Annotated in this window: 23 protein-coding genes; 9 read left to right on the forward strand and 14 right to left on the reverse strand. The window is 59.4% G+C overall.

Annotated elements, in window-relative coordinates; genetic code table 11:
* Window positions 1-49: 49 nt before the first annotated feature.
* The 4 genes from EAH78_RS02950 to EAH78_RS02965 are packed head-to-tail and all read left to right on the forward strand — an operon-like array spanning window position 50 to window position 3,561.
* Window positions 50-1,198, forward strand: coding sequence for an ABC transporter permease (locus EAH78_RS02950; protein ID WP_140665357.1), 1,149 nt, complete (start codon window positions 50-52; stop codon window positions 1,196-1,198).
* A complete protein-coding gene (locus tag EAH78_RS02955) occupies window positions 1,195-1,998 on the forward strand; it encodes an ABC transporter ATP-binding protein (protein ID WP_140665362.1) in 804 nt (267 codons plus the stop codon). The genes EAH78_RS02950 and EAH78_RS02955 overlap by 4 nt, the downstream gene beginning before the upstream one ends.
* A gap of 1 nt (window position 1,999) precedes the next feature.
* Window positions 2,000-2,938 carry an MlaD family protein gene (locus EAH78_RS02960; protein WP_140665366.1) on the forward strand — a complete coding sequence of 313 codons (939 nt, stop codon included), beginning with the start codon at window positions 2,000-2,002 and terminating at the stop codon, window positions 2,936-2,938.
* Window positions 2,935-3,561, forward strand: coding sequence for an ABC-type transport auxiliary lipoprotein family protein (locus EAH78_RS02965; protein ID WP_140665370.1), 627 nt, complete (start codon window positions 2,935-2,937; stop codon window positions 3,559-3,561). The genes EAH78_RS02960 and EAH78_RS02965 overlap by 4 nt, the downstream gene beginning before the upstream one ends.
* Window positions 3,562-3,682: 121 nt before the next feature.
* Here EAH78_RS02965 and EAH78_RS02975 read toward each other — a convergent pair whose 3' ends face one another.
* The 5 genes from EAH78_RS02975 to EAH78_RS02995 all read right to left on the reverse strand — a co-directional run bounded on the left by EAH78_RS02975 (window position 3,683) and on the right by EAH78_RS02995 (window position 8,224).
* A complete protein-coding gene (locus EAH78_RS02975; protein ID WP_140665374.1) occupies window positions 3,683-4,912 on the reverse strand; it encodes a nucleoside recognition domain-containing protein in 1,230 nt (409 codons plus the stop codon).
* Window positions 4,913-5,185: 273 nt separating this feature from the next.
* Window positions 5,186-6,517, reverse strand: coding sequence for a glutamate/aspartate:proton symporter GltP (gltP, locus tag EAH78_RS02980; RefSeq protein WP_140665379.1), 1,332 nt, complete (start codon window positions 6,515-6,517; stop codon window positions 5,186-5,188).
* A 704-nt stretch (window positions 6,518-7,221) separates the two neighbouring features.
* Complete coding sequence (locus tag EAH78_RS02985) at window positions 7,222-7,686, reverse strand: inhibitor of vertebrate lysozyme family protein (RefSeq protein ID WP_140665382.1); 465 nt, start codon at window positions 7,684-7,686, stop codon at window positions 7,222-7,224.
* Window positions 7,687-7,688: 2 nt separating this feature from the next.
* Window positions 7,689-7,853, reverse strand: a complete 165-nt coding sequence (locus tag EAH78_RS02990) for a DUF1328 domain-containing protein (protein WP_003177151.1) — start codon at window positions 7,851-7,853, stop codon at window positions 7,689-7,691.
* Window positions 7,854-7,936: 83 nt separating this feature from the next.
* Window positions 7,937-8,224, reverse strand: coding sequence for a hypothetical protein (locus tag EAH78_RS02995; RefSeq protein ID WP_140665387.1), 288 nt, complete (start codon window positions 8,222-8,224; stop codon window positions 7,937-7,939).
* A gap of 439 nt (window positions 8,225-8,663) precedes the next feature.
* Between EAH78_RS02995 and algB the strand changes: the two genes are divergently transcribed.
* Together algB and EAH78_RS03005 are read left to right on the forward strand one after the other, a co-directional pair.
* Window positions 8,664-10,010: a sigma-54-dependent response regulator transcription factor AlgB gene (algB, locus tag EAH78_RS03000; protein ID WP_140665391.1), complete on the forward strand. Its 1,347-nt coding sequence runs from the start codon at window positions 8,664-8,666 to the stop codon at window positions 10,008-10,010.
* Window positions 10,011-10,020: 10 nt separating this feature from the next.
* Window positions 10,021-11,808, forward strand: coding sequence for an ATP-binding protein (locus tag EAH78_RS03005; protein ID WP_140665395.1), 1,788 nt, complete (start codon window positions 10,021-10,023; stop codon window positions 11,806-11,808).
* A 7-nt stretch (window positions 11,809-11,815) separates the two neighbouring features.
* On the opposite strand, the gene EAH78_RS03010 is transcribed toward EAH78_RS03005, so the two are convergent.
* The 7 genes from EAH78_RS03010 to EAH78_RS03040 form a co-directional block, all read right to left on the reverse strand.
* Window positions 11,816-13,435 (reverse strand): EAL domain-containing protein, encoded by a 1,620-nt coding sequence (locus EAH78_RS03010; RefSeq protein WP_140665398.1) that lies wholly within the window; start codon window positions 13,433-13,435, stop codon window positions 11,816-11,818.
* Window positions 13,436-13,510: 75 nt separating this feature from the next.
* The gene (locus tag EAH78_RS03015; RefSeq protein ID WP_140665401.1) at window positions 13,511-14,290 is read right to left on the reverse strand and encodes an N-acetylmuramoyl-L-alanine amidase; all 780 of its coding nucleotides are present in this window, start codon (window positions 14,288-14,290) and stop codon (window positions 13,511-13,513) included.
* A gap of 102 nt (window positions 14,291-14,392) precedes the next feature.
* Window positions 14,393-16,408 carry a diguanylate cyclase gene (locus EAH78_RS03020; RefSeq protein WP_140665404.1) on the reverse strand — a complete coding sequence of 672 codons (2,016 nt, stop codon included), beginning with the start codon at window positions 16,406-16,408 and terminating at the stop codon, window positions 14,393-14,395.
* The gene (locus EAH78_RS03025) at window positions 16,405-17,283 is read right to left on the reverse strand and encodes an endonuclease/exonuclease/phosphatase family protein (protein WP_140665409.1); all 879 of its coding nucleotides are present in this window, start codon (window positions 17,281-17,283) and stop codon (window positions 16,405-16,407) included. Before EAH78_RS03025 ends, EAH78_RS03020 begins: the two co-directional genes overlap by 4 nt.
* A gap of 13 nt (window positions 17,284-17,296) precedes the next feature.
* Entirely contained in the window at window positions 17,297-17,938 is a 642-nt protein-coding gene (locus tag EAH78_RS03030; protein WP_059181884.1) for a thiol:disulfide interchange protein DsbA/DsbL, read from the reverse strand.
* A gap of 200 nt (window positions 17,939-18,138) precedes the next feature.
* Window positions 18,139-18,750, reverse strand: a complete 612-nt coding sequence (locus EAH78_RS03035; protein ID WP_027926153.1) for a c-type cytochrome — start codon at window positions 18,748-18,750, stop codon at window positions 18,139-18,141.
* A gap of 46 nt (window positions 18,751-18,796) precedes the next feature.
* Window positions 18,797-19,087 carry a c-type cytochrome gene (locus EAH78_RS03040; protein ID WP_140665412.1) on the reverse strand — a complete coding sequence of 97 codons (291 nt, stop codon included), beginning with the start codon at window positions 19,085-19,087 and terminating at the stop codon, window positions 18,797-18,799.
* Window positions 19,088-19,278: 191 nt separating this feature from the next.
* On the opposite strand from EAH78_RS03040, the gene yihA reads away from it, so the two are divergent.
* On the forward strand, window positions 19,279-19,920 hold the full coding sequence (yihA, locus tag EAH78_RS03045; protein ID WP_027926151.1) for a ribosome biogenesis GTP-binding protein YihA/YsxC: 642 nt from the start codon (window positions 19,279-19,281) through the stop codon (window positions 19,918-19,920).
* A 295-nt stretch (window positions 19,921-20,215) separates the two neighbouring features.
* On the opposite strand, the gene polA is transcribed toward yihA, so the two are convergent.
* Window positions 20,216-22,987 (reverse strand): DNA polymerase I, encoded by a 2,772-nt coding sequence (gene polA, locus EAH78_RS03050; RefSeq protein ID WP_140665415.1) that lies wholly within the window; start codon window positions 22,985-22,987, stop codon window positions 20,216-20,218.
* A gap of 74 nt (window positions 22,988-23,061) precedes the next feature.
* Here polA and EAH78_RS03055 point away from each other — a divergent pair, with 74 nt between their 5' ends.
* Entirely contained in the window at window positions 23,062-23,352 is a 291-nt protein-coding gene (locus tag EAH78_RS03055) for a DUF2782 domain-containing protein (protein WP_140665418.1), read from the forward strand.
* 57 nt (window positions 23,353-23,409) lie between these two features.
* The gene (locus EAH78_RS03060; protein WP_140665421.1) at window positions 23,410-24,360 is read left to right on the forward strand and encodes a homoserine kinase; all 951 of its coding nucleotides are present in this window, start codon (window positions 23,410-23,412) and stop codon (window positions 24,358-24,360) included.
* Window positions 24,361-24,480: 120 nt separating this feature from the next.
* Here the strand turns inward: EAH78_RS03060 and EAH78_RS03065 are convergent, their stop codons facing one another.
* The gene (locus tag EAH78_RS03065; protein ID WP_140665424.1) at window positions 24,481-25,401 is read right to left on the reverse strand and encodes a zinc ABC transporter substrate-binding protein; all 921 of its coding nucleotides are present in this window, start codon (window positions 25,399-25,401) and stop codon (window positions 24,481-24,483) included.
* Window positions 25,402-25,432 lie beyond the last annotated feature (31 nt).

The following is a 25,432-nucleotide window of genomic DNA, read 5'->3' on the forward strand; positions in this document are numbered from 1 at the left end:
TTCGTGCTATTACGTAGTTCTGCGTATTAACCGAACAAGCACGGAGCTTATGACCAGCAGCACAATGGCCGGCAATGCCCAACTGGACGACTCTCACTCCCCTGCTCAGCTGCGGGTTACGGGTGACTGGACGCTTGCCCATTACGCCGATCTCAAGACCTTGTGCGAAAAGCTTCGCGGCCAATACGACGACAACACCCACATCGATCTCAACAGTCTCGGTGCTCTCGACACCGCCGGAGCCTCGTTGCTGGTCGAGCTGTTGGGGACCGAGCGCCTCGGCCGATCCGCCGAACACCCCGATTGCACCCTGTCCACCGCCGATCGCGCCCTGCTGCAGACCATCTACCGCTCGATGACCGATTTCTGTGTGCCGATCAAGGAACCGGAAATCAGCGTCAGTATTCAATTGCTGACCCGCATTGGCCGCGCGGTGGACGCGGTTTGGCAGGACACCCTGCAACTGTTGGGCTTCGTCGGGCTGATTATCGAAACCATCGGCCGGGGTCTGTTTCAACCCAAGCGTTGGCGCATCACGCCGATGGTCGCGCACATCGAACAGACCGGTCTGGATGCCGCGCCCATCGTTGCCCTGCTGACCTTTTTGGTGGGCGCGGTGGTGGCGTTTCTCGGAGCGACGGTGTTGGCCAGTTTCGGCGCCACGGTGTTCACCGTGGACCTGGTGGCTTTTTCCTTCCTGCGCGAATTCGCGGTGCTGCTGACGGCGATCCTGATGGCCGGGCGCACGGCCAGTGCGTTCACTGCGCAGATCGGCTCGATGAAGGCCAACGAAGAAATCGACGCCATCCGCACCCTGGGCCTCGACCCGATGGAGTTGCTGGTGGTGCCGCGTGTCTTGGCGTTGCTGGTGGCGTTACCGATGCTGACCTTTTTGGCGATGCTCTCGGGGATTATTGGCGGCGGCGTGGTCTGTGCGGTGTCGCTGGATATTTCGCCGGCGATGTTTCTCTCGCTGCTGCAATCGGACATCGGGGTTCAGCATTTTCTGGTGGGGATCGTCAAAGCGCCGATTTTCGCCTTCCTGATCGCCTCGATTGGCTGCCTTGAAGGTTTCAAAGTCAGCGGCAGCGCCGAGTCGGTCGGTGCGCACACCACGTCCAGCGTGGTTCAGTCGATTTTCGTGGTGATCGTGCTCGACGCCGTGGCCGCGCTGTTTTTCATGGAGATGGGCTGGTGAGTCGTTTACCCCGAGCGCCTTCAGAGGCGGTGATCGAAGTCCGTGGGCTGTGCAATCGCTTCGGCAGTCAAAGCGTGCACGAAAACCTCGACCTCGACTTGTACAAAGGTGAAATTCTCGCCGTGGTCGGCGGTTCCGGCAGCGGTAAATCGGTGCTGCTGCGCAGCATTGTCGGCCTGCGTCGGCCCAATGAAGGGGACGTGAAGGTCTTCGGTAAAAACCTGCCGACCTTGTCCGAGCAGGAGCGCTCGAAGGTTGAACGGCGTTTTGGTGTGCTGTTCCAACAAGGCGCCCTGTTCTCCTCGCTGACCGTGACTGAAAACGTCGCCCTGCCCTTGATCGAACACGCCGGCCTCAGTCGTGAAGACGCCGAGCACCTGGCGGCGGTCAAGCTGGCGCTGGCAGGGCTGCCGCTGTCGGCCGCCGACAAGTACCCCGCTTCGCTGTCCGGCGGCATGATCAAGCGGGCGGCGCTGGCCCGAGCGTTGGCGCTGGACCCGGACATCCTGTTTCTCGACGAACCCACGGCCGGCCTCGATCCGATTGGCGCGGCAGCATTCGATCAATTGATCCTGACCCTGCGCGATGCGCTGGGGCTGAGTGTTTTCCTGGTGACCCACGACCTCGACACGCTCTACACCATCACCGACCGGGTGGCGGTGCTGGCGCAGAAGAAAGTGCTGGTGGCGGACGCCATCGACAAGGTGTCGGAAACCGACGATGCGTGGATTCACGAATACTTCCATGGCCCTCGCGGCCGCGCGGCGCTGACGGCCGCTCAACAGTTGAACGAGGTCTGACATGGAAACCCGAGCCCATCATGTATTGATCGGCCTGTTCACCGTGATTGTGGTGGCGGGCGCCCTGCTCTTCGGCTTGTGGCTGGCCAAGTCCAGCGTCGACACCGAGTTCAAGGATTACGAAGTGGTCTTCAACGAGGCGGTCAGCGGCCTGTCCAAAGGCAGTTCGGTGCAGTACAGCGGGATCAAGGTCGGCGACGTGGTGACATTGCGCCTGGACCCGAAAGACCCGCGCCGGGTGCTGGCACGTATTCGTCTGGGCGGTGACACCCCGGTCAAGGAAGACACCCAGGCCAAACTGGCGCTAACGGGCGTCACCGGGACTTCGATCATCCAGCTCAGCGGCGGTACGCCACAGAGCCCGGCGCTCAAGGGCAAGGACGGCAACCTGCCGACCATCGTCGCATCGCCCTCGCCCATCGCGCGCTTGCTCAATGACAGCAACGACCTGATGTCCGGTGTGAACACGCTGATGCAAAACGCCAATCTGCTGTTCTCCACGGAAAACGTCGAGCGCATCAGCAACACCCTGGAGCACCTGGAACAAACCACCGGGGCGATTGCCGATCAGCGTGGCGATATCCGTCAGGCAATGCAGCAACTGGCATCGGTCGGTAAGCAAGCCAATAACATGCTGGAGCAGACCACGGCGCTGATGCGCAATGCCAACGGCCTGCTCAATGATCACGGCAAGGAAGCGTTGGGCAGCGCCGAGCAGGCGATGAAGTCGTTGCAGCAGAGCACCGCGACGATCAACAAGTTGCTCGCCACCAATCAGGATTCGCTCAACAGCGGCATGCAGGGCCTCAATGGCCTGGCCCCGGCGGTGCGCGAGTTGCGTGAAACCCTGACCTCGTTGCGCGCCATCTCTCAACGCCTGGAGGAAAACCCCAGCGGTTACCTGCTGGGCAGTGACAAGAGCAAGGAATTCACGCCATGAAGCTGACTCGTATCGCCCTCCTCGCCGGCTTCACGCTGATCAGTTCGTGCTCGATCCTGCCCAAGCCCGAGCCATTCGATGTGTATCGATTGCCGTCCGCCCAGAGCAACGCGTCGGCCAGTCATGGCACGCCGCAGCGCTGGTCGTTGCGCCTGACCAAACTCCAGGCCAGCGGCGCGCTGGACGGCCCGAACATCGCGGTGATTCCCCAAGGCGATGTGATCAGCAGCTACAAGGGCTCACGCTGGAGCGACCCGGCACCGGTGCTGTTGCGTAATCGTCTGCTCGATGGCTTTCAGCGTGATGGTCGGGTGCCGCTGCTGAGCACCGATGACAGCATTTTCCAGGCGGATCTGGAGCTGGGCGGGCATTTGCAGGCGTTTCAGACTGAGTATCAAGGCACGAGCGCCACGGTGGTCGTGAGCCTGGATGCCTTGCTGGTGCGCGGTTATGACCAGCGCATCCTCGCCAGCCGCCGTTTCGAAGTGCGCCAGCCACTGAGCGATGTGAACGTGCCTGCGGTGGTCGCCGGGTTTGGCCAAGCGAGTGAACAATTGACGGCGCAGGTGGTGAACTGGGCGGTTGAGCAAGGGCAGAAAGTCGAGCTGCCCGCGAGACCCTGAAGTCAACACAAACCCAAATGTGGGAGCGGGCTTGCTCGCGAAAGCGGTGTGTCATTCAACGTTGATGTTGTCTGACACTACGCCTTCGCGAGCAAGCCCGCTCCCACAAGGGGTTATGTGGTTAGCCGAAGAACCAGTAGCACACCCCGATGGCGCCCAGTACGCCGGCCAACTCTGCCAGCAACGCACACCCCACCGCGTGCCGTGCGCGCTGGATGCCCACCGCGCCAAAGTACACCGCCAGCACATAGAACGTTGTTTCGGTGCTGCCCTGAACCGTGGCCGCCACTAGCGCCGGGAAGCTGTCTACGCCGGACGTCTTCATGGTTTCAATCAGCATCGCCCGCGCGGCACTGCCGGAGAACGGTTTGACCATCGCCGTCGGCAACGCGTCGACGAAGCGCGTGTCCCAACCGGCCCACTCCACCAAGTGCCGAATCCCGTCCAGACCCAAGTCCAGTGCGCCGGACGCGCGAAGCACACCCACCGCACAGAGCATCGCCACCAGGTACGGCAGCAGGTTCTTGGCCACGTCGAAACCTTCTTTGGCGCCTTCGACGAATGCTTCGTAGACCTTCACTTTGCGCAACGCGCCGATGATCAGAAACAGCATGATCAGCCCGAACAGCGTCAGGTTGCCGAGGATCGATGACAGGCCGGCCAGCGCGGTGGCTGAGAGCGTCGCCAGCAGTGCCATGAAACCACCGAGGGCGAGGGCACCGGGAATCAGGTACGCCAGCACCACCGGGTCCCAGATGCGCAGGCGTTGCATGAAGGCGACCGACAGGAAGCCGACGATGGTCGAGCAACTGGTGGCGAGCAGGATCGGCAGGAACACCAGCGTCGGGTCCGGCGCGCCTTGCTGGGCGCGGTACATGAAGATCGTTACCGGCAGCAGGGTCAGGGAGGAGGCGTTGAGCACCAGGAACAGGATCTGCGCGTTGCTGGCCACGGTGGCGCTGGGGTTGAGCTCCTGCAGGGCCTTCATCGCCTTGAGGCCAATTGGTGTGGCGGCGTTGTCCAGGCCCAGACCGTTGGCGGCGAAGTTCAGGGTGATCAGGCCGATGGCCGGGTGACCGGGCGGTACTTCCGGCATCAGGCGCAAGAACAGTGGGCCCAGGGCTTTGGCCAGCCATTCGACGATCCCGGCTTTCTCGGCGATGCGCAGAAAGCCCAACCACAGGGTCAGGGTACCGAACAACAGGACCATGACTTCGACCGACAGCTTGGCCATGGCGAAAATACTCTCCACCATCGCCGCGAAAATCCCGGCGTTGCCGCCGATCAGCCATTGCGCCAGTGCCGAAACGGCCGCCACGATGAAGAAGCCAAGCCACAGGCCATTAAGCATCAGTCAAATCCCCCGGAATATGCGGCGAATGATAGCGGGGTAGCCACAAACGACAAACCCCGGATTTCTCCGGGGTTTGTATGGCGCGATGGACGCGGTCCCTTGTGGGAGCAACCTGTGGCGAGGGGGCTTGCCCCCGTTCGGCTGCGAAGCAGTCGCAAAACCTGCTAAAGCGGTGTGCCAGAACAAACCAGGTCGCCAGTTCTCGGGGGCGCTTCGCACCCCAACGGGGGCAAGCCCCCTCGCCACAGGATTCGGTTCCACAGTCTGGTGTTAGTTCTTGGAAATCTCGCCAGCCGGCAGTTTTTCCTTGCTGCGCCAGTGCGGCAGGGAGTTCCAGTAGCGCTCGCCCTTGGCGTCGTCGTACATGCCTTCCCAGCGCGAGATAACCAGCACGGCCAGCGCATTGCCGATTACGTTCAATGCGGTACGGGCCATGTCCATGATGCGGTCGACACCGGCGATGAACGCCAGGCCTTCCAACGGAATCCCCACACTGCCCAAAGTAGCCAACAGCACCACGAAGGACACGCCCGGTACACCGGCGATGCCTTTGGAGGTGACCATCAGGGTCAGCACCAGCAGCAACTGCTGGCTGATCGACAGGTCGATGCCGTACAGCTGGGCAATGAAAATCGCCGCGATGCTCTGGTACAGGGTCGAACCGTCGAGGTTGAACGAGTAACCGGTTGGTACCACGAAGCTGCAAATGGCTTTCGGCGCACCGTAGGCTTCCATCTTCTCGATCACGCGCGGCAGCACGGTTTCCGAGCTGGCGGTGGAGTAGGCCAGCACCAGCTCATCCTTGAAGATGCGCATCAGCTTGATCACCGAGAAGCCGAACAGGCGAGCAATCAGGCCCAACACCACGAAGGCGAAGAAGGCGATGGCGAAGTAAACCAGCAAGACCAGCTTGGCCAGCGGCAACAGAGAGGCGAAGCCGAAGTTGGCCACGGTCACCGCGATCAGTGCGAATACGCCGATCGGGGCGTAGTTCATGATCATGTGAGTGACCTTGAACATGCTTTCCGAGACGCCCTGGAACATCTTCACCAGCGGCTCGCGCAGGTCCGATTGCAGGCTCGACAGGCCGAGGCCGAACAATACGGAGAAGAAGATGATCGGCAGCATCTCGCCGCGGGCCATGGCCGCGAAGATGTTCGACGGGATCAAGTTGAGGATGGTTTCGATGAACGCGTGTTCATGCTGGACCTCGGCGGCAGTCGCCTGGTACTTGGAAATATCCACGGTACCCAGGGTGCTCATGTCAATGCCGGTGCCCGGATGGAACACGTTGGCAAGCACCAGACCGACCAGGATGGCGATGGTGGTAACGATCTCGAAGTAAACGATGGTCTTCAGACCGATGCGACCAAGTTTCTTGGCGTCGCCGACACCCGCGATACCGACGATCAGCGAGGAGATCACGATCGGGATCACGATCATCTTGATCAGACGGATAAAGATATCGCCTGCCGGTTGCAGGACGTTGCTGATCCACCAGGCTTTTTCGGCACTGAAATGGTTGAGCAGCGCACCGATTGCAATCCCCAATACCAGACCGATGAGGATCTGCCAGGCGAGGCTAAGCTTTGCCTTCTTCATATCATTACCCTTACTTGCGTTTGACTCAGGCAGACGCAGTCACTGGTTCGCTTGTGGCGAAAAATGCGTGCATCTGCCCCCGTATAAGGAGCCCCGGAGCGCTTGTTAGTGGCTCTCTGGCAGGCGAAAAAAGGCGCAACTATTCCGATGCAAGGAAGCGACGTCTAATGCCGTAAACGCCTACCCTATGCCGAATCGGCATGAGCTTTTGCAAATGAAACTGGCGTCCCAACCGGTTCGAATGCGCCATTTCGGCAGGTATAAGTGCCGTGAACCGGCCATTTCAGAGGAGGTTGGTGATTTTTTAAACCAAGGATTAACGGCTAAATATTGAGAAAAAACCTACGTTTAGCTGCGGAAAATCGCTGCTGTCTTCTGACGGTTTCTCGATATACGGTCGCGAAGAAATACCGCGAAATGTTTTTGCGGGGAATGTAGCGGAAGTGGCATAGGGATAAATGAGCAATACGCTCTGGGCCACTGCTTTACGTGAGTGAAGCTCTCCGCAAATTCGTCGAGTTCCTGTGACCCGGCGAATTTGCGTCGCAGCTTTTGCCTGACCCGGCCCTTGCGCAGGCACTCCTTGTACCCGTAGGTCACTCCGACCCTGTAACAGTCAGAACGTCCCGGCCCCATGGTCATGCGGCTACCTTCCTCGGGTAGCGCAGTAGAGAGAAGCAGGGTGCTTCTTTCACATGACAAATTCAGTACCAGTTCGGATCTTTTTTCAGTTGTTCCATCAACAGGTCCTGCATGCCTTGATCGGGTTTGCCGAGGAAGCGGTAGCTGGCATGTCGCGTGGGCGACTTGTCGGCCGGCAGCCCTGCGGGCACTTCGACCAGCATGGCGTAGGCATCTTCCTTGTCGAAACTGAACGCCACGATCAAGCGCTCGTTCAGGCATGTGGGCTGTGATTTACACAGCGGCCCGACCAGATACTTGTGGCCGTCCTCTTGTACCGCATTCATTTGCTCGGCATCGCCAGACAGGTTCATCACCCATTCCGGCAGGCGTTCTTCCTTTTTCACCACGCCTTGCCATGTTTCACGGTACTGCGGGTCGGTAGTGATTAACTCATTGGCCCGCATTTGGCCGTCATTGGCCGCCATCGCCATGGCACTACCGCCCAGAAGCAGGGCGGCTGCCATTGTCTTGTACAAAATGCTCATGTTCAGCCTCGGCCACGACGGCCAAAGAAGAAGGAAGCAATGAACATCACCAGGAACACGACAAAGAGAATCTTGGCGATACCCGTGGCGGTGCCCGCGATACCACCGAAGCCCAGTACTGCAGCGATGATGGCAATGATCAAGAAGGTGATTGCCCAGCTCAACATGGTGATTCTCCTTACGCTTCATTATTTAGAGGTGATGCTTGTGTTGCGTGTCCCGGCGCAGACCGCACGCCAAGTTCTGTTACCTAGAACACCCAGCGCTCCTGACGAGGCATCTCGTCCAGGGGCTGCGCCTGGTCTACGTCCATCATCCGCATGGGAGTGAGGTCGGCCTGACTACTGCTGGCGGCGCTGAAGTGGGTTTGGGCTGGATGTTGAATCGATACGTGCGGCGCCTCTGGCTGCTGGCTCTGCTCCCAACGCATGAACTGTTGGCCGGCGATCAACGTGATCAGCAATGCCAGAACAGCAAACATGCCTTGTTGGATATGCAGTGGCGAGATGCGCAGTTGGGCGGCACGGTAGCTATTCATCCTGAAGCTCCTCCCACTTTGGTGGTGATCTTGTTGGTGGGCGTAAAGTTAAATGCCCTGATTACCCAGACTATTGCAGCCTGCATGCCAGCTTTTTTTAGTGGATAAAAACTAATAAAATCAATAACTTAAAAAGTTTATGAAAATCGTTTGCGACGCATCCTGCACGATGACCCCTCCAGGGTCGTGCGAAATGCACGATAGGTTCGCAGGCTCTTGGAATATTTTTGAATTGAGCGACGGGGGCAGATGTCAGAAAGGGAGGCGAGTAACTGCCAAAAATCCGGTGTTTTGCTAAAAAACCATGGAAATCAGCGAATTAGGTAGACAGGCTTTAGATAGCTACCCTGCTGGTGCTGGAATGGATCAGAATCGACCATGCAACTTGCCCGATTTATCCGGGACTAACCAAGATCAATCATTAAAGGAGCGCAGGAACATGGAATCAGCCACGGTGAATCAAGGCCGCATTCTGTTGGTAGACGATGAGTCCGCTATCCTGCGAACCTTCCGCTATTGCCTTGAAGACGAGGGGTACAGCGTCTCTACCGCGAACAGCGCAGCCCAGGCTGACGCCTTGTTACAGCGTCAGGTATTCGACCTGTGCTTTCTGGATTTGCGCCTGGGTGAAGACAACGGCCTGGATGTGCTGGCACAGATGCGTATTCAGGCACCCTGGATGCGTGTGGTGATCGTCACCGCGCACTCGGCCGTAGACACCGCGGTCGATGCGATCCAGGCGGGCGCCGCCGATTACCTCGTCAAGCCGTGCAGCCCTGACCAATTGCGCCTGGCCACCGCCAAGCAGCTGGAAGTGCGGCAACTGTCCGCTCGCCTGGAAGCCCTGGAAGGTGAAGTGCGTAAACCCAAGGATGGCCTGGACTCCCACAGTCCGGCGATGAAAGTGGTGCTCGAAACCGCCCGCCAGGTGGCCGGGACCGATGCCAACATTCTTATCCTGGGTGAATCCGGCACCGGTAAAGGTGAGCTGTCCCAGGCGATTCACGGCTGGAGCAAGCGTCAGAAGAAGTCCTGCGTCACGATCAACTGCCCGTCCCTGACCGCCGAACTCATGGAAAGTGAACTGTTCGGTCACAGCCGTGGTGCCTTTACCGGTGCCAGCGAAAGCACATTGGGTCGGGTCAACCAGGCCGACGGTGGCACGCTGTTTCTCGACGAGATCGGCGACTTTCCGCTGACGTTGCAGCCCAAGTTGCTGCGGTTCATTCAAGACAAGGAATACGAGCGGGTAGGGGACCCGGTGACCCGCCGCGCCGATGTGCGCATTCTCGCGGCGACTAACCTGAACCTTGAAGACATGGTGCGCGACGGCCGCTTCCGCGAAGACTTGCTCTATCGCCTGAACGTCATCACGTTGCACTTGCCGCCACTGCGTGAACGCCGTGAAGACATCCTGAACCTGGCCGACCGTTTCCTCGCCCGCTTCGTCAAAGAGTATGCGCGCCCGGCCCGGGCCTTCAGCGATGAGGCCCGCGAGGCGCTGCTGGGTTATCGCTGGCCCGGCAATATTCGCGAACTGCGTAACGTGGTGGAGCGGGCAAGCATTATCTGTCCGCAGGAACGGGTTGAGATCAGCCATTTGGGCATGGCCGAAACCCCGATCAACAATGCTCCGCGCATTGGCGCGGCGTTGAGCCTGGACGAACTGGAAAAAGCCCACATCGGTGCAGTACTCGCCACGGCGGATACACTGGATCAAGCGGCCAAGACCCTGGGCATTGATGCCTCGACCCTGTACCGCAAACGCAAGCAATACAACTTGTGAGCTGTCACCGATGAAATTGGCGATGAAGCTGCGTACTCGGCTGTTCCTGAGTATTTCTGCACTGATCACCGTGGCCCTGCTCGGACTTTTGCTCGGGCTGGTCAGCGTGATGCAGATGGCCGGGTCCCAGGAAGCGCTCGTTCGCAACAACTTTGTCACGCTCGACCTGGGATTGAAATTACGCCAGACCCTCGGCGATCAATTGATGATCATGGTCGACGAGAAACCTGATCCCGCCAAGTTCGAGGCGTCCAGGCAACACTATATCCAACTGCTCGATGAAGGCATCGCCATTGAACAATCCGGCAATAGTGGCCAACACGGGTTCCAGCAGGCCAAGGATGACTATCTCGATTTTGTTCAGGCCTACGGCCAGGCCTCTGAACCCAAGGTATTGAGTGGCAACGAAGCACTCACGGAAAAATTCAACACGTTGCGCAATGGGCTGCTCGCGGAACACAAACGGGCGCTGGATAACATCAATGACACCGAGCGCCAGTCCCGGGAGCGCGCGTTGCTGGTGGCTGGCCTGCTCGGGTTGGTGGGATTGGCGGTGCTGATCATCGGCTTCGTGACGGCCCACGCGATCGCCCGGCGTTTTGGCGGACCGATCGAAGCGCTGGCTCAGGCCGCCGATCATATTGGCCAAGGCAATTTCGAGGTGACCCTGCCGGTTTCCTCGGCCGTGGAATTGAACTTGCTGACCAAGCGCTTCGGGATCATGGCCGAGGCGTTGCGCGAGCATCAGGCCACCAACATCGATGAACTGCTGGCCGGTCAACAACGCCTGCAAGCCGTGCTCGACAGCATCGACGACGGTTTGTTGATGATTGATCGCGAAGGCCATCTCGAACACCTCAATCCGGTGGCTCAGCGCCAGTTGGGTTGGGACACAGATCGCCTTGGCCAAGGTCTGGGCGCAGCCCTTGAACGTCCCGAGCTGGATGAGCAGCTGCAACTGGTGCTGCGCGGTGGCACGCTGGAGCGCGCGCCGGAAGACTTGAGTATCGAGGTCGATGGCGAATCGAGGTTGCTGACCTATAGCCTGACGCCGGTCATCCATACCCAAGGGCACATCCTGGGCGCGGTGATGGTGTTGCATGACGTCACTGAACAGCGGGCGTTCGAACGGGTGCGCAGCGAGTTTGTCTTGCGTGCTTCTCATGAGTTGCGAACACCGGTGACCGGCATGCACATGGCGTTCGGCCTGTTCCGTGAGCGGGCGAAATATCCACAGGATTCCCGCGAAGCCGACCTGCTGGATACGGTCAATGAAGAAATGCAGCGCTTGATGCAGTTGATCAACGACCTGCTGAATTTCTCTCGTTACCAGAACGGCTTGCAGAAATTGTCCCTGGCGCCATGTTCCATCGAGGATCTGTTGGCGCAGGCCCATGCCCGCTTTGCCGAGGCCGCGACTGAGCAGGGCATTGAGTTGCGGGTAGAAGTGCAGGGGCCGTTGCCCCGATTGCAGGCCGATCAACCGCAGTTGGACCGGGTGCTCGACAATTTGATCGACAATGCCTTGCGCCATACCGCACGGGAAGGGCTGATCCGATTGCAGGCCCGACGTCATGGCGAGCGGGTGATTATCAGTGTCGAGGACAACGGCGAAGGAATTGCCTATGGCCAGCAAGGGCGAATCTTCGAGCCCTTTGTCCAGGTCGGCCGCAAGAAGGGCGGCGCCGGGCTTGGTCTGGCGCTGTGCAAGGAAATCGTGCAACTGCACGGCGGGCGGATGGGCGTCTATTCGCGGCCAGGGCAGGGTACGCAGTTCTATATGGCGCTGGCGGTGTAGGGCGCTTTCACGCCTCGTCATCCAGGCGCCGGCCTTTCATTCGCCGGCCGCGGGTAATCAGTTCGATGAACTGCACAGAGCTCAAGGCATGCGCGAACAGCCAGCCTTGACCGAACTTCACGCCTTCACTGCTTAAAAACGCTGCCTGCGCTTCATGCTCGATGCCCTCGGCAATCACTTTGAGTTGCAGCGCTTGAGCCATGTGGATGATGTGCGGTGCCACGCCACTGCTGGCGGCGTCATGACCGAGTGCGTCGATAAACGCCTTGTCGATCTTCAGGCAGTCCACCGGCAGGGTTTGCAGGTAGGCAAGGCTGCAATAGCCGGTGCCAAAGTCATCGATCAGCACTTGATGGCCGACATCGCGCAACGCTTGCAGGTTTTCCCTGGCCACTACCACATCGACCAATCCCCGCTCGGTCACTTCAAAGGCAATCTGTTTGGCCGCGACGCGGTGCAGCGTCAGCAGGCGGGCCATCACTTGGCCGATACGCGGCACCATCACATCGCACGCTGCCAGGTTAACCGAGATGTACAGCTGCGGGTTGGCGCGTAACAGTTGCCCCAGTTGTTCAAGCAGGCGTTGCAGTACGAAATCGGTCATCTGGCGGATCTGGCCAGTGTTTTCCGCCATTGGAATAAACAGGTCGGGGCTGGTCAGCGTGCCATCAGGCCTTCGCCAGCGCAGCAACGCCTCTGCGCCGACACAGTTGCGGCTGTCGAGGTCGAAAATCGGTTGATACAACACCTGCAACTCTCCACGTCGTATGGCGCCATGCAGCTCGGCATCCAGCGACTGGCGCTGGCGAACCAGTAGAAACACCAGAAAGCCGACAATGATGCCTAACACCAGACTGGCGGGAAGCAGCCACCACCAAACCGCGGGCACGTGTATGCCAGTGCGCGGTGTGATCAATACCAATTGGTATTCCGGGTTGTTGGTCGGCATGCGGTAAATCAAGCGGGTTTGCGTGACTTGCAGTGCGTCGCGGCTTTTGGGGGACCAGGAATCCGTCGGTGGCCAGACCTGTGCGGCACCCAGTACGGGAATGCCGCGACTGCCGTGGTCCAGCACCACCAGCAGACTGCTTCCGGGCGACAGGTCGACCATATCGGTCAAATGCCCGCGCGACGTCGCCACCCGAAAATTGCCCCTCCCGAGCATCAGTGCGGCTCGGTTTTCATCCGGTTCGGTGGTGGTGTTCAGCCAGTAGCTGTAGGTGGGGCCTCGGATGTCGGGCGGGCGCAGTAGCGAAAGTCCTTCCTGGCGAGGACGGTTGGAGCACAGGCGTGATGAGTCTGAGTCGATGTAGGCGGCTTCGTAAACGAAGCGGTAATTGAAGCTGACCTGTTGCAAGGTGGCGATCATTTCGGCATCGCAGACTCGAAGCGGCTGTGCTTCGAGGTCATCGAGGCTTTCGCGCAATTGCCCGAACATCTGCTCCATACGGGCGAGGAAGCGCTCGCCCTGAGCATTCATTTCCTCGCTTTCGTTCTGTTCAACCTGATGCAACGCCACGAACAGGCTGCCGGCCATCAATAGAGTTGCGCTGAGGGCAGCAGCCAGTATCGCCAGAAACCAGGGGCGATAGAACCAGCTACGGAGCGTCTCTCGTGCGGCAGCCATTATTGATATCCGAAGAATTACCAATGAGTTATAGCTGCTGATTGGGAAAAAGCTCTAACCGTCAGACGGGCGCCATTATTTTGTCTGATTCAAGACCTGCAGGATCGCCGCGGATTCAGCATCCGGCGTGCCGTCGAAGCGGGAAGGGCGGAAATGCATCTGAAAAGCTGCCAGCACATGACGCGTGGCTACGTCCAGCTCACCGGTCTGTGGCGTGGCATAACCCAACCTGGCCAGTTGTCCCTGAAACCAGCTGATGCTCGGCAGTTGTATGGCGAACTGGGCTTGCTGGCGCGCCACGGCCTGCTCATTGGGCCAGACACCCAGGCCTTCGGCGGCCAGGCGTTTCCAGGGGAACAGCGGACCGGGATCGAGTTTGCGCAGCGGCGCGATATCGCTATGGCCGATGATGGCGTGGGGATTGATGTTGTAACGTTTACTGATGTCCTTGAGCAGGACGATCAAGGATTTAACCTGGTCTTCGCTGTAGGGATACCAGAGGCGCCCGGTGGGGGTGTCTTTGAAGCCGGGGTTGACGATTTCGATACCGATGGAGCTGGAATTCAGCCAGGTCCGGCCTTGCCATTCGCTTTCGCCCGCGTGCCAGGCGCGATAACTCTCGTCCATCAGCTTAAAGATGGTGGCGCCCTTGTCGTCGCCAATCAGGTAATGACTGCTCACTTCGCCGTGGGTAAGCAGTTGCAGCGAGCGCTCCAGCGAGGCATTGGTGTAATGCACCACCACGAACTGGATGCGGCTGTCGTAGTTGGCCGAAGGGTGGCTGGTGTCGATACGCGGGCCGCTGGAACAAGCGGCCAACAGCAGCAGCGACACAATGAGAGCGAAATATTTCATGGCAGGAGGCGTACACGCAAGACAGTAATGCAACAGTGTAACGTACTGCCTTGCGTGCCGACGGCAAAAGCCCGGTTTTAAAAAAAATGGAACAACTGGCCGTCAGCCAGCTTCCACTCGATTGCGTCCGGCATTTTTGGCGCGATATAGCGCCTGATCGGCTCTTTTCAGCGCAATATCACTATGTTCACCGGGCTTTAAGGCCGTAAGGCCTATGGAAATAGTGATGGTGACCCGCTCGCCTTTGAAGTGGAAAGGACAGGCCTCGATCGCGGCGCGCAAGTTTTCCAACAGTTTTGCACCCACTGCCAGCACCGTGCCGGGCATCAGGAGCACAAATTCCTCACCGCCAAACCGCGCGATGAAATCTGTACCGCGCAGGCGCTTGCGCAACACGTTGGCGATGATTTTCAGCACCTTGTCGCCCGCCAGATGGCCGTAGTTGTCGTTGATGCTTTTAAAGTGATCGAGATCCAGCATGGCCAGCAGCAGGGTATTGCCGTGCCGCTGCCATTGATCGATCTCGTGGTCCAGGCGTTCGCTCCAGGCGGCGCGATTGGGCAGTCCGGTGAGTGGATCGATAAGGGCTTTCTGGCGTTGTTCTTCAAGGTGCTCACGGTAGCCCTGCGCTTCCTGTTCCATGTGCGCAACCCGTTCGGCCAGACTGTGCAGGCGCGTCGCCACTTCCTGTTCGCGCTCATCGCGCTGCTTCTGGTGCTGATCCATGGTGCCAAGCAGGCCTTCAAGATGGTTCTCCAGGACGAGCTTCAGGTCGTCCAGGTCCGCTGCTTCCTGCATGCTGCTTTGCAGGCCGTCGACCTGTTCGCGGATCTGCGTGTCCATCTGGCGCGCAGCAGAACGGCTGTCGGCGTGGCCTTCGCTGGCCGCCTGTAAATTACTTTGGAAGGACTCCAGGCGTTCATTGAGTTGCTGTAGATAGACTTCGAATTCGTGCTGACCGCTGTCATTGATCGCCAGCATCAAGGTCGCCAGATCGTCGAGGATCGGGATCAATTCGTACCAGTTAAGGCCATGTTGAAGGCGATCGCGCATCGCCTCAGCTTGCGGACGGTGGCGTTCCGGTAACGTCAGATCGTCGAGCAGGCCCAGTAGGGTGTCTTCGATGTGCTTGGCGACGGAGCTATAGGACGGCTCCGGTGAATCGGGCAAGGCGTAGAAGATGTCCTCGTGTTCGTTTTGGTCCGGATCAATCGTTGTCGCTGTCCGGGTCAGTTCATCAGGATTGATGGCTGGTTGAACCTGATTGGCTGGCGCAGGGAGGGGAAGGGCGGGCGCTTCGAGCAGTTCACTGTTCGAAGGTGTTGGTGATTCTGGTGCGGGCGCGATGTCGGGGTGAAGTACGGGTGGGACAAACGCGACCACCTCCGCAGAGGGCTGCGGTGCGCGAGTCTCTTGAGGTTCCGGAGTAGCAACGGTGGAATGGAGGTTGCGCGCCGCTGGCGGTGCGACTGGCGGCAGATCCTCCTCCTCATCTGCGTCATCGGCGTGCGCCATCTCGACAACCCGTTCCACAGCCTGCGCAGCCGATGCGTGAACGACAGGAGCGACGACCTGCGGCACTCCCTCATCCGCTTCGTGGCTACCGAACAGTCTCTGCAGAAAACCGGGCCGCTCAGGTTCGGCGGGGGTCTCCAGTTGCCTCAAGGCTTTGCCTTGCAGGCCACTCAGTTCGCTGAGCAGAAGCGGAATTTCACGGGCCTGACTGACTCGTCCATCGAGCTTTTTGGCAAAGCTCTTGAGCGGCCGGCTGACTTCCCGAGGCAGCGGCAACGATTGCAGTTGCGCGACCAGCGCAGTCAGTGCGGCGCTGGTCTGGTTGATTCGGGTTTCCCGGCGTTGCTCGGAATCAAGCACGGCTTTTTCGAGTCGCGGTAGCAGGGCCGCCAAGCCGGCGTCCATGTCATCGGTGCGCACGACCTCGCGCATCTCTTTCATGCATTGGTCGACAGCGCGGTCTGTGCCCTCCGCCGCCAGCGTGCTGCGCACCAGCCCACGACGCAGCAGGTCGAGCCTGGCATCCCAGCGACGCTCAAGCTTTTCCTGTTGTTCGATGCTTTTGAGGTATTTCTCTTTCCAGCGCTCTGTTTCGTCGCTCATTCATGGGATCCGCGAAGGGCAGGACTCAACGCGGGCAATGCATCAGCCGTGAGCGAACCCGGCAGACGAATCTCTACCGCGACCGGCAGGTGATCGGAAATGGGCTGTGCCAGCACTTCGACCTTTTCGAGGGTCAGTGTCGGGCTCAGCAGAATGTGGTCCAGGCAGCGTTGCGGGCGCCAGCTGGGAAAGGTCGCTTCCAGTTGCGGCGCGAGCAGGCCGAGGTCACGCAACGGGGAGTTTTGCAGCAAGTCACTGGCATGGGTGTTCATGTCGCCCATCAGCACCTGGTGTTTATAGCCGCCGATCAACTCACGGATGTAGGCCAGTTGCAGGCTGCGCACGCGAGCGCCCAGCGCCAGATGCATCATGACCACCACCAGCGCCTCCGGACCCTCGCCAAAGCGCACCAGGATAGCCCCGCGACCCTTGGGTCCCGGCAGCGGGTGATCTTCAATCGCCCACGGGCGCAAGCGGCTGAGCACACCATTGCTGTGCTGGCCGAGTCGTCCGAGGTTGCGGTTGAGTTGTTGATACCAGTAGGGGAAGGCACCGAGCTGCGCCAGGTGCTCGACTTGATTGACGTAGCCTGAGCGCAGGCTGCCGCCATCGGCTTCTTGCAGGGCGACCAGGTCGAAGTCGCCCAGCAGGTTGCCGATTTTTTGCAAATTGTCGGCACGCCCGGTGTGCGGCAACAGGTGTTGCCAGCCCCGGGTCAGGTAGTGCCGATACCGCTCGGTACTGATACCGACCTGAATATTAAAACTGAGCAAGCGCAGACGACTGTCTGCCGGCAGGCCCGTGGACTTCAGGTGATGTTCGTTGACCCGTGGATCATGCAGGCCAACAACGCGTTCAGTTCCCCAGCGGCGCATGGCAGTGCTTCGCTTAGTTGGCGGCAGCCTTGTTAGCCGCTCGCTCTTTGTCGACCAGTTTATCGGCCAGTTGCAGGGCTTGCTCGGCACCGCCGGCAGAACCCACGTCAAAACGATACTTGCCGTTGACGATCATGGTTGGTACGCCAGAAATTTCATACTTCTTGGCCAGCTCTTTGGCCTGGACGATTTTGCCCTTGATGGCGAAGGAGTTGAAGGTGGCCAGGAACTTGTCCTTGTCGACGCCCTGAGTGGCTAGGAACTCTGCCATTTCTTCTGGAGTGACCAGCTTCTTGTGTTCTTTCTGGATTGCTTCGAACACCGCGGCGTGAACCTTGTGCTCGACACCCATGGCTTCCAGGGTCAGGAACATCTGGCCGTGTGCGTCCCAAGGGCCGCCGAACATGGCCGGAATGCGGACGAAGTTGACGTCGGAAGGCAGCTTCTCGACCCATGGATTGATCACTGGCTCAAAAGCGTAGCAATGCGGGCAGCCATACCAGAATAGCTCCACGACTTCGATCTTGCCAGGCACGGCAACCGGAACCGGATTGGTCAGTTCGACATAAGGGGCGGCGGGTGCTTCGGCGGCTTGGGCAGTCATGCCGAACAGGCTGGCAGCGACGAGTGCGGCGCTGATGATCAGATTACGCATGCTTTACTCCTGGACAATTTTGGTCGCCTCGCGCGACCTGTTTTAAGACAGGTCCTGGCGGGCTTGAGTTCTGTAGTGTAACGGCAGCGGCCACAAAAAAGGGCGGCCAAAGCCACCCTTTTTATACTTGCTGCGACGGATTAATCGAGCGTTAACGTTGCAGGAGATGTTCATCGCACGCAACGCTCGATCAACCGGCCTTAGTGCAGGCCTTGAATGTAGCTGGACACGGCGGCGATATCTTCGTCGCTCAGTCGTTTGGCGATGGTCTGCATGGTTTTGGCATCGCCATCGTTGGTGCGTCCGCCTTCTTCCTTGCGGAAATCGGTCAGCTGCTTGGCGACGTATTGAGCGTGCTGGCCACCCAGGTGCGGGAAGCCGGCAGCGACGTTGCCTGCGCCGTTTGGCGAGTGGCAACCGGTGCAGGCTGGCAAGCCTTTGGCCAGGTCGCCGCCACGGAACAGTGCTTCACCGCGAGCCACGATTTTAGGGTCGGCGGCGCCAACACTGCCGTTCTGCTTGGCGAAATAGGCTGCGATATCAGCCAGGTCCTGGTCGCTCAGGTTGGTCAGCAGGCCGGTCATTTCCAGAACGGTGCGCTTGCCCGACTTGATGTCGTGCAATTGCTTGGTCAGGTAGCGTTCACCCTGACCCGCCAGTTTCGGAAAGTTAGGCGCCATGCTATTGCCATCCGGGCCATGACAGGCGCCACATACTGCGGCTTTCGCCTGACCAGCAGTCGCATCACCTGCAGCATGGGCAATGCCGGAGATCCCCACGGTCAACAGCAGACTCACGATCAATTTGTTCATCAGCTAATCCAACTACGGCTAAGGGTTAAAGAGTTATGGACCGGGATCACTCGCTCATCCAGTGGATGATGGCCTGGTAATCCTCGGCACTGCAGTCCATGCACAAACCACGCGGCGGCATCGCCTTGAAACCCTGGGTCACGTGTTGCACCAGCGTCTCCATACCTTTCGCCAACCTCGGCGTCCAGGCTTCCTGATCGCCCTTTTGAGGCGCCGAGGGTAGTTGGCCGGAATGACAGGCACCACAAACACGGTTGTACACAGCTTCCGGATCCTGTGTAGCCTGAGCGCTGTAAAGCGGTATCAAGACACCGGCAGCTAGCAGCCATTTCGTCATAAAACGACCTTTTCAGGGTTGAGAGCGTTCTGCGTTCTAATGCGCAATCAAGGTCAATCGCTCTCGTGAACTTCATCCTACGCTGGGACAAAGCGCACACAAAATCTGCGGCATTATATACTGGCGTCACTGAAACGGAAACGACACCGCTTGCCGCGTCCATTCCCGGCGCCGCCCACATCGGAAATCCCATGCAACTCAAGAATCCCATCCTCGGCCTGTGCCAACAGTCCACCTTCATGCTCAGCGCTGCCAAAGTCGACCAATGCCCGGACGATGAAGGCTTTGAAGTGGCCTTCGCGGGCCGTTCCAACGCCGGCAAGTCCAGTGCGCTGAACACCCTGACGCACGCCAGTCTTGCGCGAACCTCGAAAACCCCGGGGCGCACGCAGCTCTTGAACTTCTTCAAGCTAGACGATGATCGTCGTCTGGTCGACCTTCCGGGGTACGGTTACGCAAAAGTTCCTATTCCGTTGAAGCTGCACTGGCAGCGTCACCTGGAAGCGTACCTGGGCGGCCGCGAGAGTTTGAAAGGTCTGATCTTGATGATGGACATTCGTCATCCAATGACCGACTTCGACCTGTTGATGCTCGATTGGGCCGTCGCCGCCGGCATGCCGATGCATATTTTGCTGACCAAAGCCGACAAGTTGACGTACGGCGCAGCGAAAAACGTCCTGCTCAAGGTTCAGGCCGATATCCGCAAGGGTTGGGGGGATGCGGTCAGTATCCAGTTGTTTTCGGCGCCAAAACGCCTGGGTCTGGAAGACGCCTACACTGTACTGGCGGGCTGGATGGAGTTGGCGGACAAGGGTTCCGAGGCTGCCGAGTAAGCGTTGAGGCAAATCGCGGGCAAAAAAAACCCCGGACTTCTATGGGGAGGGGGAAGTTCCGGGGTCCAAGTTCCGGACCGCTAGGGCGGGGTCCAGATATCTGCCAACACTTAACACAACATAGGAGCATCGAAGGGCTTCACCAGCCATTCAGTAACTCTGAGGGCGGTTGACGAGATTAGTTCCTGAGAAGTTCCAAATCCATTTGGAATAATCCTCTGTACCTTTCGAAATATGAGCGCATCAACCTTCTGCCGCGGCACTATGCCGCAGCAGAAACGCCTGTTCAGACGGCTCAGTGAGCCTCATCCCAGTTATTTCCCACCCCCACCTCCACCAGAAGCGGCACGTCCAGCTTCGCCGCATTGCTCATGTGGAGTCGAATTTCCTCGCGAACTTGATCGACCAGATCCTCACGCACCTCAAGCACCAATTCATCGTGCACCTGCAGGATGACTTTGGCGTCGAGCCCTGACGAGGTCAGCCAGTTATCCACCGCCACCATGGCCTTCTTGATGATGTCCGCCGCCGTGCCTTGCATCGGGGCGTTGATCGCTGTGCGTTCGGCACCTTTGCGCAGGGCCGGGTTTTTCGCGTTGATTTCCGGCAGGTACAAGCGTCGACCGAAGATCGTTTCCACGAAACCTTGCTCGGCCGCCTGGGCGCGTGTGCGCTCCATGTATTGCAGCACGCCCGGATAGCGGGCGAAATAACGGTCGATGTAGGCCTGAGACTGTTTGCGATCCACGCCGATCTGCTTGGCCAGGCCAAACGCGCTCATGCCGTAGATCAAACCGAAGTTGATCGCCTTGGCGCTGCGTCGCTGATCGGTGGTGACGTCGGCCAGTTCCACGCCGAAGACTTCAGCGGCGGTGGCCTTGTGCACGTCCAGGTCATTACGGAACGCGTGCAGCAAACCTTCGTCCTTCGCGAGGTGGGCCATGATCCGCAGTTCGATCTGTGAATAGTCCGCCGCCAGCAATTTGTAGCCTGTGGGGGCAACAAACGCCTGACGAATGCGCCGGCCTTCGGCGGTGCGGATCGGAATGTTCTGCAGGTTCGGATCACTGGACGACAAACGCCCGGTCGCCGCGACAGCCTGATGATAAGAGGTGTGAATCCGCCCGGTGCGCGGGTTGATCTGTTCCGGCAGCCGATCGGTGTAGGTGCTTTTCAGCTTGCTCATCGAGCGGTACTGCATCAGCACTTTTGGCAGCGGGAAATCCTGTTCGGCCAGTTCCGCCAGCACGGCTTCTGCGGTGGAGGCCTGGCCCTTGGCCGTTTTGCTGAGCACCGGCAGACCGAGTTTTTCGTACAGGATCACGCCCAATTGCTTGGGCGAGCCGAGATTGAATTCTTCGCCAGCGATGGCGAACGCCTCACGCTCGAGCGCGACCATCTTCTCGCCCAGTTCCACGCTCTGAATGCCCAGCAAGTTGGCGTCGACCAACGCACCTTGGCGTTCGATCCGCGCCAGCACCGGCACCAGCGGCATTTCGATTTCGCTCAGGACTTTGCTCAGGTTCGGGATGGCATTGAGTTTTTCCTGCAGGGTTTGGTGCAGGCGCAGGGTCACGTCGGCGTCTTCGGCGGCGTAAGGCCCGGCCAGTTCCAGAGAGATCTGGTCAAAGGTCAGCTGCTTGGCGCCTTTGCCGGCGATGTCCTGGAAACTGGTGGTGGTGTGATTCAGGTACTTGAGCGCCAGGCTGTCCATGTCGTGCCGGGTCGCCGTGGAATCCAGCACGTAAGATTCGAGCATGGTGTCGAAAGCGATGCCCCGCACGGTGATCCCGCAGCTCTGATCACCGCCGATGGCGCAGTTGGCCAGGATGTTCATGTCGAACTTGGCATGCTGGCCGACCTTGAGCTTGTTCGGGTCTTCCAGGATCGGTTTCAGCGCGCGAAGTACCGTGTCGCGGTCCAACTGATCCGGCACTCCCATGTAGGAATGGGTCAGCGGGATGTAGGCTGCTTCGTTGGCTTGTACAGCGAAAGACAGGCCGACCAGTTGCGCCTGCTGCGCATCAACGCCGGTGGTTTCGGTGTCGAAGGCGATCAGCTTGGCGTCGTTGAGCTTTTTCAGCCACAGGTCGAAATCGGCCTGGGTGAGGATCGTGGTGTACTTGAGCTCAGTCTCGGCGGCGACTTCTTCAACCACCGGCGCGGTCACTTCCTGCCCGGAGCGCTTGGCATCGCGCTGGTTGTCTTCGAACCAGCTCTTGAACTCCAGCAGGGTATACAGCTCGGCGAGCTTGTCGTGATCCGGCTTGCCCATTTGCAGGTCATCGAGTCCGATGTCCAGCGGCACGTCGATCTTGATGGTCGCCAGTTGATAGGAGAGGAACGCCATCTCCTTGTGCTCTTCAAGCTTGGCCGGCAGGGTTTTCGCGCCGCGAATCGGCAGGGTCGGGACGATGTCGAGCTGTGCATACAGCTCGGTCAGGCCGCCATTCACGCCGACCAACAGGCCGGAAGCGGTCTTCGGGCCAATGCCGGGAACGCCCGGGATGTTGTCGGAAGAGTCGCCCATGAGGGCCAGATAATCGATGATCTGCTCGGGAGCGACTCCGAATTTCTCCTTCACGCCCTCCACGTCCATGCTGCTACCGGTCATGGTATTGACCAAGGTAATGTGGCCGTCGACCAGTTGCGCCATGTCCTTATCACCGGTGGAAATGATCACCGGGCGATCCGCCGCCGCGCTGCTGCGGGCCAGGGTGCCGATCACGTCATCGGCCTCGACGCCTTCGACGCACAGCAGCGGGAAGCCCAAAGCGATCACGCTCTGGTGCAGCGGCTCGATTTGCACGCGCATATCGTCGGGCATGCTCGGACGGTTGGCTTTGTATTCGGCATACATGTCATCGCGAAACGTCCCGCCCTTGGCGTCGAACACCACGGCGAACGGACTGTCCGGGTACTGCTTGCGCAGACTCTTGAGCATGTTCAATACGCCCTTGACCGCACCGGTCGGCAGGCCTTTGGACGTGGTCAGCGGCGGCAGCGCGTGAAAGGCGCGGTACAGGTAAGAAGAACCGTCCACCAGGACGAGGGGGGCTTGGCTCATGAGCAGGATCAACCTTTTCGGCGGGTCCGGCGCTAGAATAGCGGGACCGTTGACGACAAAGGGACAAGGTTATCATGCGCACACTAAATCGCCTGTTGCTGGCTGGCTTGTTTGCAATCGCGCCATTGGCCGTCATGGCGGCGGGCGATGTTTCAAAGTCTGAGCCAGAAGTCACGATCCACACGGAAGGGGACAAGGTCATTCAGGAGTACCGTCAAAACGGTTTCCTGTATGCCATCAAGGTCACCCCGAAGGGCGCGCCGCCGTATTTTCTGGTGCGCGCGGACGGGACAGATGCAAACTTCATCCGCTCGGATCAGCCGGATATGCTGATTCCGGCGTGGAAAATTTTTGAGTGGAAGTAGTTTCTTAATTTCAATCGGCGCCGGCTCACGAGCGGCGCCCGTACTGGCAGTTTAAACATGTCTGTGTTCACCCCCCTGGCTCGGCCCGAGCTGGAAGCTTTTCTCGCCCCTTATGGCCTCGGCCGCCTGCTTGATTTCCAGGGGATTGCTGCCGGTAGCGAAAACACCAATTTCTTTATCAGCCTGGAGCAGGGCGAATTCGTCCTGACCCTGGTCGAGCGTGGCCCGGTCGATGAAATGCCGTTCTTCATTGAGCTGCTCGACGTCCTGCACGAGGCTGATTTGCCGGTGCCTTACGCCCTGCGCACCACCGACGGCGTTGCCCTGCGCGAACTGGCCGGCAAGCCAGCGCTGCTGCAACCACGGCTGGCCGGCAAGCACATCAAGCAGGCCAACGCGCAGCACTGCGCTCAGGTTGGCGAGTTGCTGGCACACCTGCACCTGGCGACCCAGGCGAACATGATCAAGCGCAAAACCGATCGTGGTCTGGACTGGATGCTGGAGGAGGGCACGCAGTTTCTCTCCCATCTAAACGCCGAACAAAGCGATTTGCTGAAACGGGCGCTGGATGAAATCGGCGAGCAGAAGGCAAAAATCCTGGCGTTGCCGCGGGCCAATATCCACGCCGACCTGTTCCGCGATAACGCGATGTTCGAAGGCACGCACCTGACCGGGTTGATCGACTTCTACAACGCCTGTTCGGGGCCGATGCTCTACGACGTGGCGATTGCATTGAACGACTGGTGTTCGGACGACGACGGTTTGATCGATGGGCCGCGAGCGCGGGCGTTGCTGGGGGCTTATGCAGCGTTGCGTCCGTTCACGGCGGCAGAAGCCGAGCTGTGGCCGACGATGCTGCGCGTGGCGTGTGTGCGGTTTTGGTTATCGCGGTTGATCGCGGCGGAATCGTTCGCCGGGCAGGACGTGTTGATTCATGACCCGATGGAGTTTCAGCTGCGGTTGGCGCAGCGGCAAAAGGTCAGCACACCGCTGCCGTTTGCCCTTTAAAAGCTTCGCGAGCAAGCCCGCTCCCACATTTGATCTCCTGTGCACACAAATTCTGTGGCTGGCGCAGTTCCAATGTGGGAGCGGGCTTGCTCGCGAATGGGGGCGACACAAATGTCGGTGTTACAGCGACTCCAGGCACCCGGCCAAATCATTCCCTAGCTTCTCCAGCACCTGCTCATACCCCTGAGCCGTCGCTGGCGTGTACCCGCCCAGCGCATCCAGTTCCGCCAGTTTCACCGGCAAACCCGCGACCAGCGTCTCTGCCAGGCGTGGACGCAACGGCGGCTCGCTGAACACGCAGGTCTTGCCGACTTCCTGCAACCGCGCGCGCATCGCCGCGACGTGCTGGGCGCCGGGCTGGACTTCGGCGGCGACGCTGAATACGCCGGTGTGTTTCAGGCCATAGGCGTCTTCAAAATAGTCGAACGCTTCGTGGAACACGAAGTATGGCTTACCCGCGATCCCGGCGAGCCGTGCCTTCAGACGCAGGTCCAACGCATCCAGTCGCTCGTCGAAAGCTTTGACGTTGCTCTGATAACGCGCCGCGTTGGCGGGATCCACCGCACTCAGGTCAGCGGCCATTTTGGCGGCAATCACTCGGGCATTGACCGGTGACAGCCACAAATGCGCGTCGAGGCTGCCAGGGCGGTGATCGTGGTCATGCTCATCGGCTTCTTCCGCGTGGGAGTGACTGTCTTCGGCGAAGCGGCGCAATTTCAGTCCCGGCAAATCCTGCACGGCGACGCTTGGTAGCGTACGACCATTGAGCACGCGCGGCAGGAAACCTTCCATGTCCGGCCCGATCCAGTACAGCAGATCGACCGATTGCACCTTCCGTACGTCGGAAGGGCGCAAGGCATAGTTATGCGGCGAAGCCCCCGGCGGCAGCAACACTTCCGGAATCGCCACGCCGTCCTGCACCGCAGCGGCAATCAACTGCAGGGGCTTGATGCTGGTGAGGACTTTGACCTCCGCGTGCGCCGAACCGATCAGCAGAAAACTTGCGATGAATGCGACAAAGATAGAAAAAAGTCGGGACACGATGACCACTCGAAGAGGCGAGAACGGGTAA

This window comes from Pseudomonas arsenicoxydans, from assembly GCF_006438915.1.
Taxonomy (GTDB): domain Bacteria; phylum Pseudomonadota; class Gammaproteobacteria; order Pseudomonadales; family Pseudomonadaceae; genus Aquipseudomonas; species Aquipseudomonas arsenicoxydans_A.

Coding starts and splice junctions, on each gene's coding strand:
- EAH78_RS02950 (WP_140665357.1), top strand. CDS start 50: ATGACCAGCAGCACAATGGCCGGCAATGCCCAACTGGACGACTCTCAC.
- EAH78_RS02960 (WP_140665366.1), top strand. CDS start 2,000: ATGGAAACCCGAGCCCATCATGTATTGATCGGCCTGTTCACCGTGATT.
- EAH78_RS02965 (WP_140665370.1), top strand. CDS start 2,935: ATGAAGCTGACTCGTATCGCCCTCCTCGCCGGCTTCACGCTGATCAGT.
- EAH78_RS02975 (WP_140665374.1), bottom strand. CDS start 4,912: ATGCTTAATGGCCTGTGGCTTGGCTTCTTCATCGTGGCGGCCGTTTCG.
- gltP (WP_140665379.1), bottom strand. CDS start 6,517: ATGAAGAAGGCAAAGCTTAGCCTCGCCTGGCAGATCCTCATCGGTCTG.
- EAH78_RS02985 (WP_140665382.1), bottom strand. CDS start 7,686: ATGAGCATTTTGTACAAGACAATGGCAGCCGCCCTGCTTCTGGGCGGT.
- EAH78_RS02990 (WP_003177151.1), bottom strand. CDS start 7,853: ATGTTGAGCTGGGCAATCACCTTCTTGATCATTGCCATCATCGCTGCA.
- EAH78_RS02995 (WP_140665387.1), bottom strand. CDS start 8,224: ATGAATAGCTACCGTGCCGCCCAACTGCGCATCTCGCCACTGCATATC.
- algB (WP_140665391.1), top strand. CDS start 8,664: ATGGAATCAGCCACGGTGAATCAAGGCCGCATTCTGTTGGTAGACGAT.
- EAH78_RS03005 (WP_140665395.1), top strand. CDS start 10,021: ATGAAATTGGCGATGAAGCTGCGTACTCGGCTGTTCCTGAGTATTTCT.
- EAH78_RS03010 (WP_140665398.1), bottom strand. CDS start 13,435: ATGGCTGCCGCACGAGAGACGCTCCGTAGCTGGTTCTATCGCCCCTGG.
- EAH78_RS03015 (WP_140665401.1), bottom strand. CDS start 14,290: ATGAAATATTTCGCTCTCATTGTGTCGCTGCTGCTGTTGGCCGCTTGT.
- EAH78_RS03020 (WP_140665404.1), bottom strand. CDS start 16,408: ATGAGCGACGAAACAGAGCGCTGGAAAGAGAAATACCTCAAAAGCATC.
- EAH78_RS03025 (WP_140665409.1), bottom strand. CDS start 17,283: ATGCGCCGCTGGGGAACTGAACGCGTTGTTGGCCTGCATGATCCACGG.
- EAH78_RS03030 (WP_059181884.1), bottom strand. CDS start 17,938: ATGCGTAATCTGATCATCAGCGCCGCACTCGTCGCTGCCAGCCTGTTC.
- EAH78_RS03035 (WP_027926153.1), bottom strand. CDS start 18,750: ATGAACAAATTGATCGTGAGTCTGCTGTTGACCGTGGGGATCTCCGGC.
- EAH78_RS03040 (WP_140665412.1), bottom strand. CDS start 19,087: ATGACGAAATGGCTGCTAGCTGCCGGTGTCTTGATACCGCTTTACAGC.
- yihA (WP_027926151.1), top strand. CDS start 19,279: ATGCAACTCAAGAATCCCATCCTCGGCCTGTGCCAACAGTCCACCTTC.
- polA (WP_140665415.1), bottom strand. CDS start 22,987: ATGAGCCAAGCCCCCCTCGTCCTGGTGGACGGTTCTTCTTACCTGTAC.
- EAH78_RS03055 (WP_140665418.1), top strand. CDS start 23,062: ATGCGCACACTAAATCGCCTGTTGCTGGCTGGCTTGTTTGCAATCGCG.
- EAH78_RS03060 (WP_140665421.1), top strand. CDS start 23,410: ATGTCTGTGTTCACCCCCCTGGCTCGGCCCGAGCTGGAAGCTTTTCTC.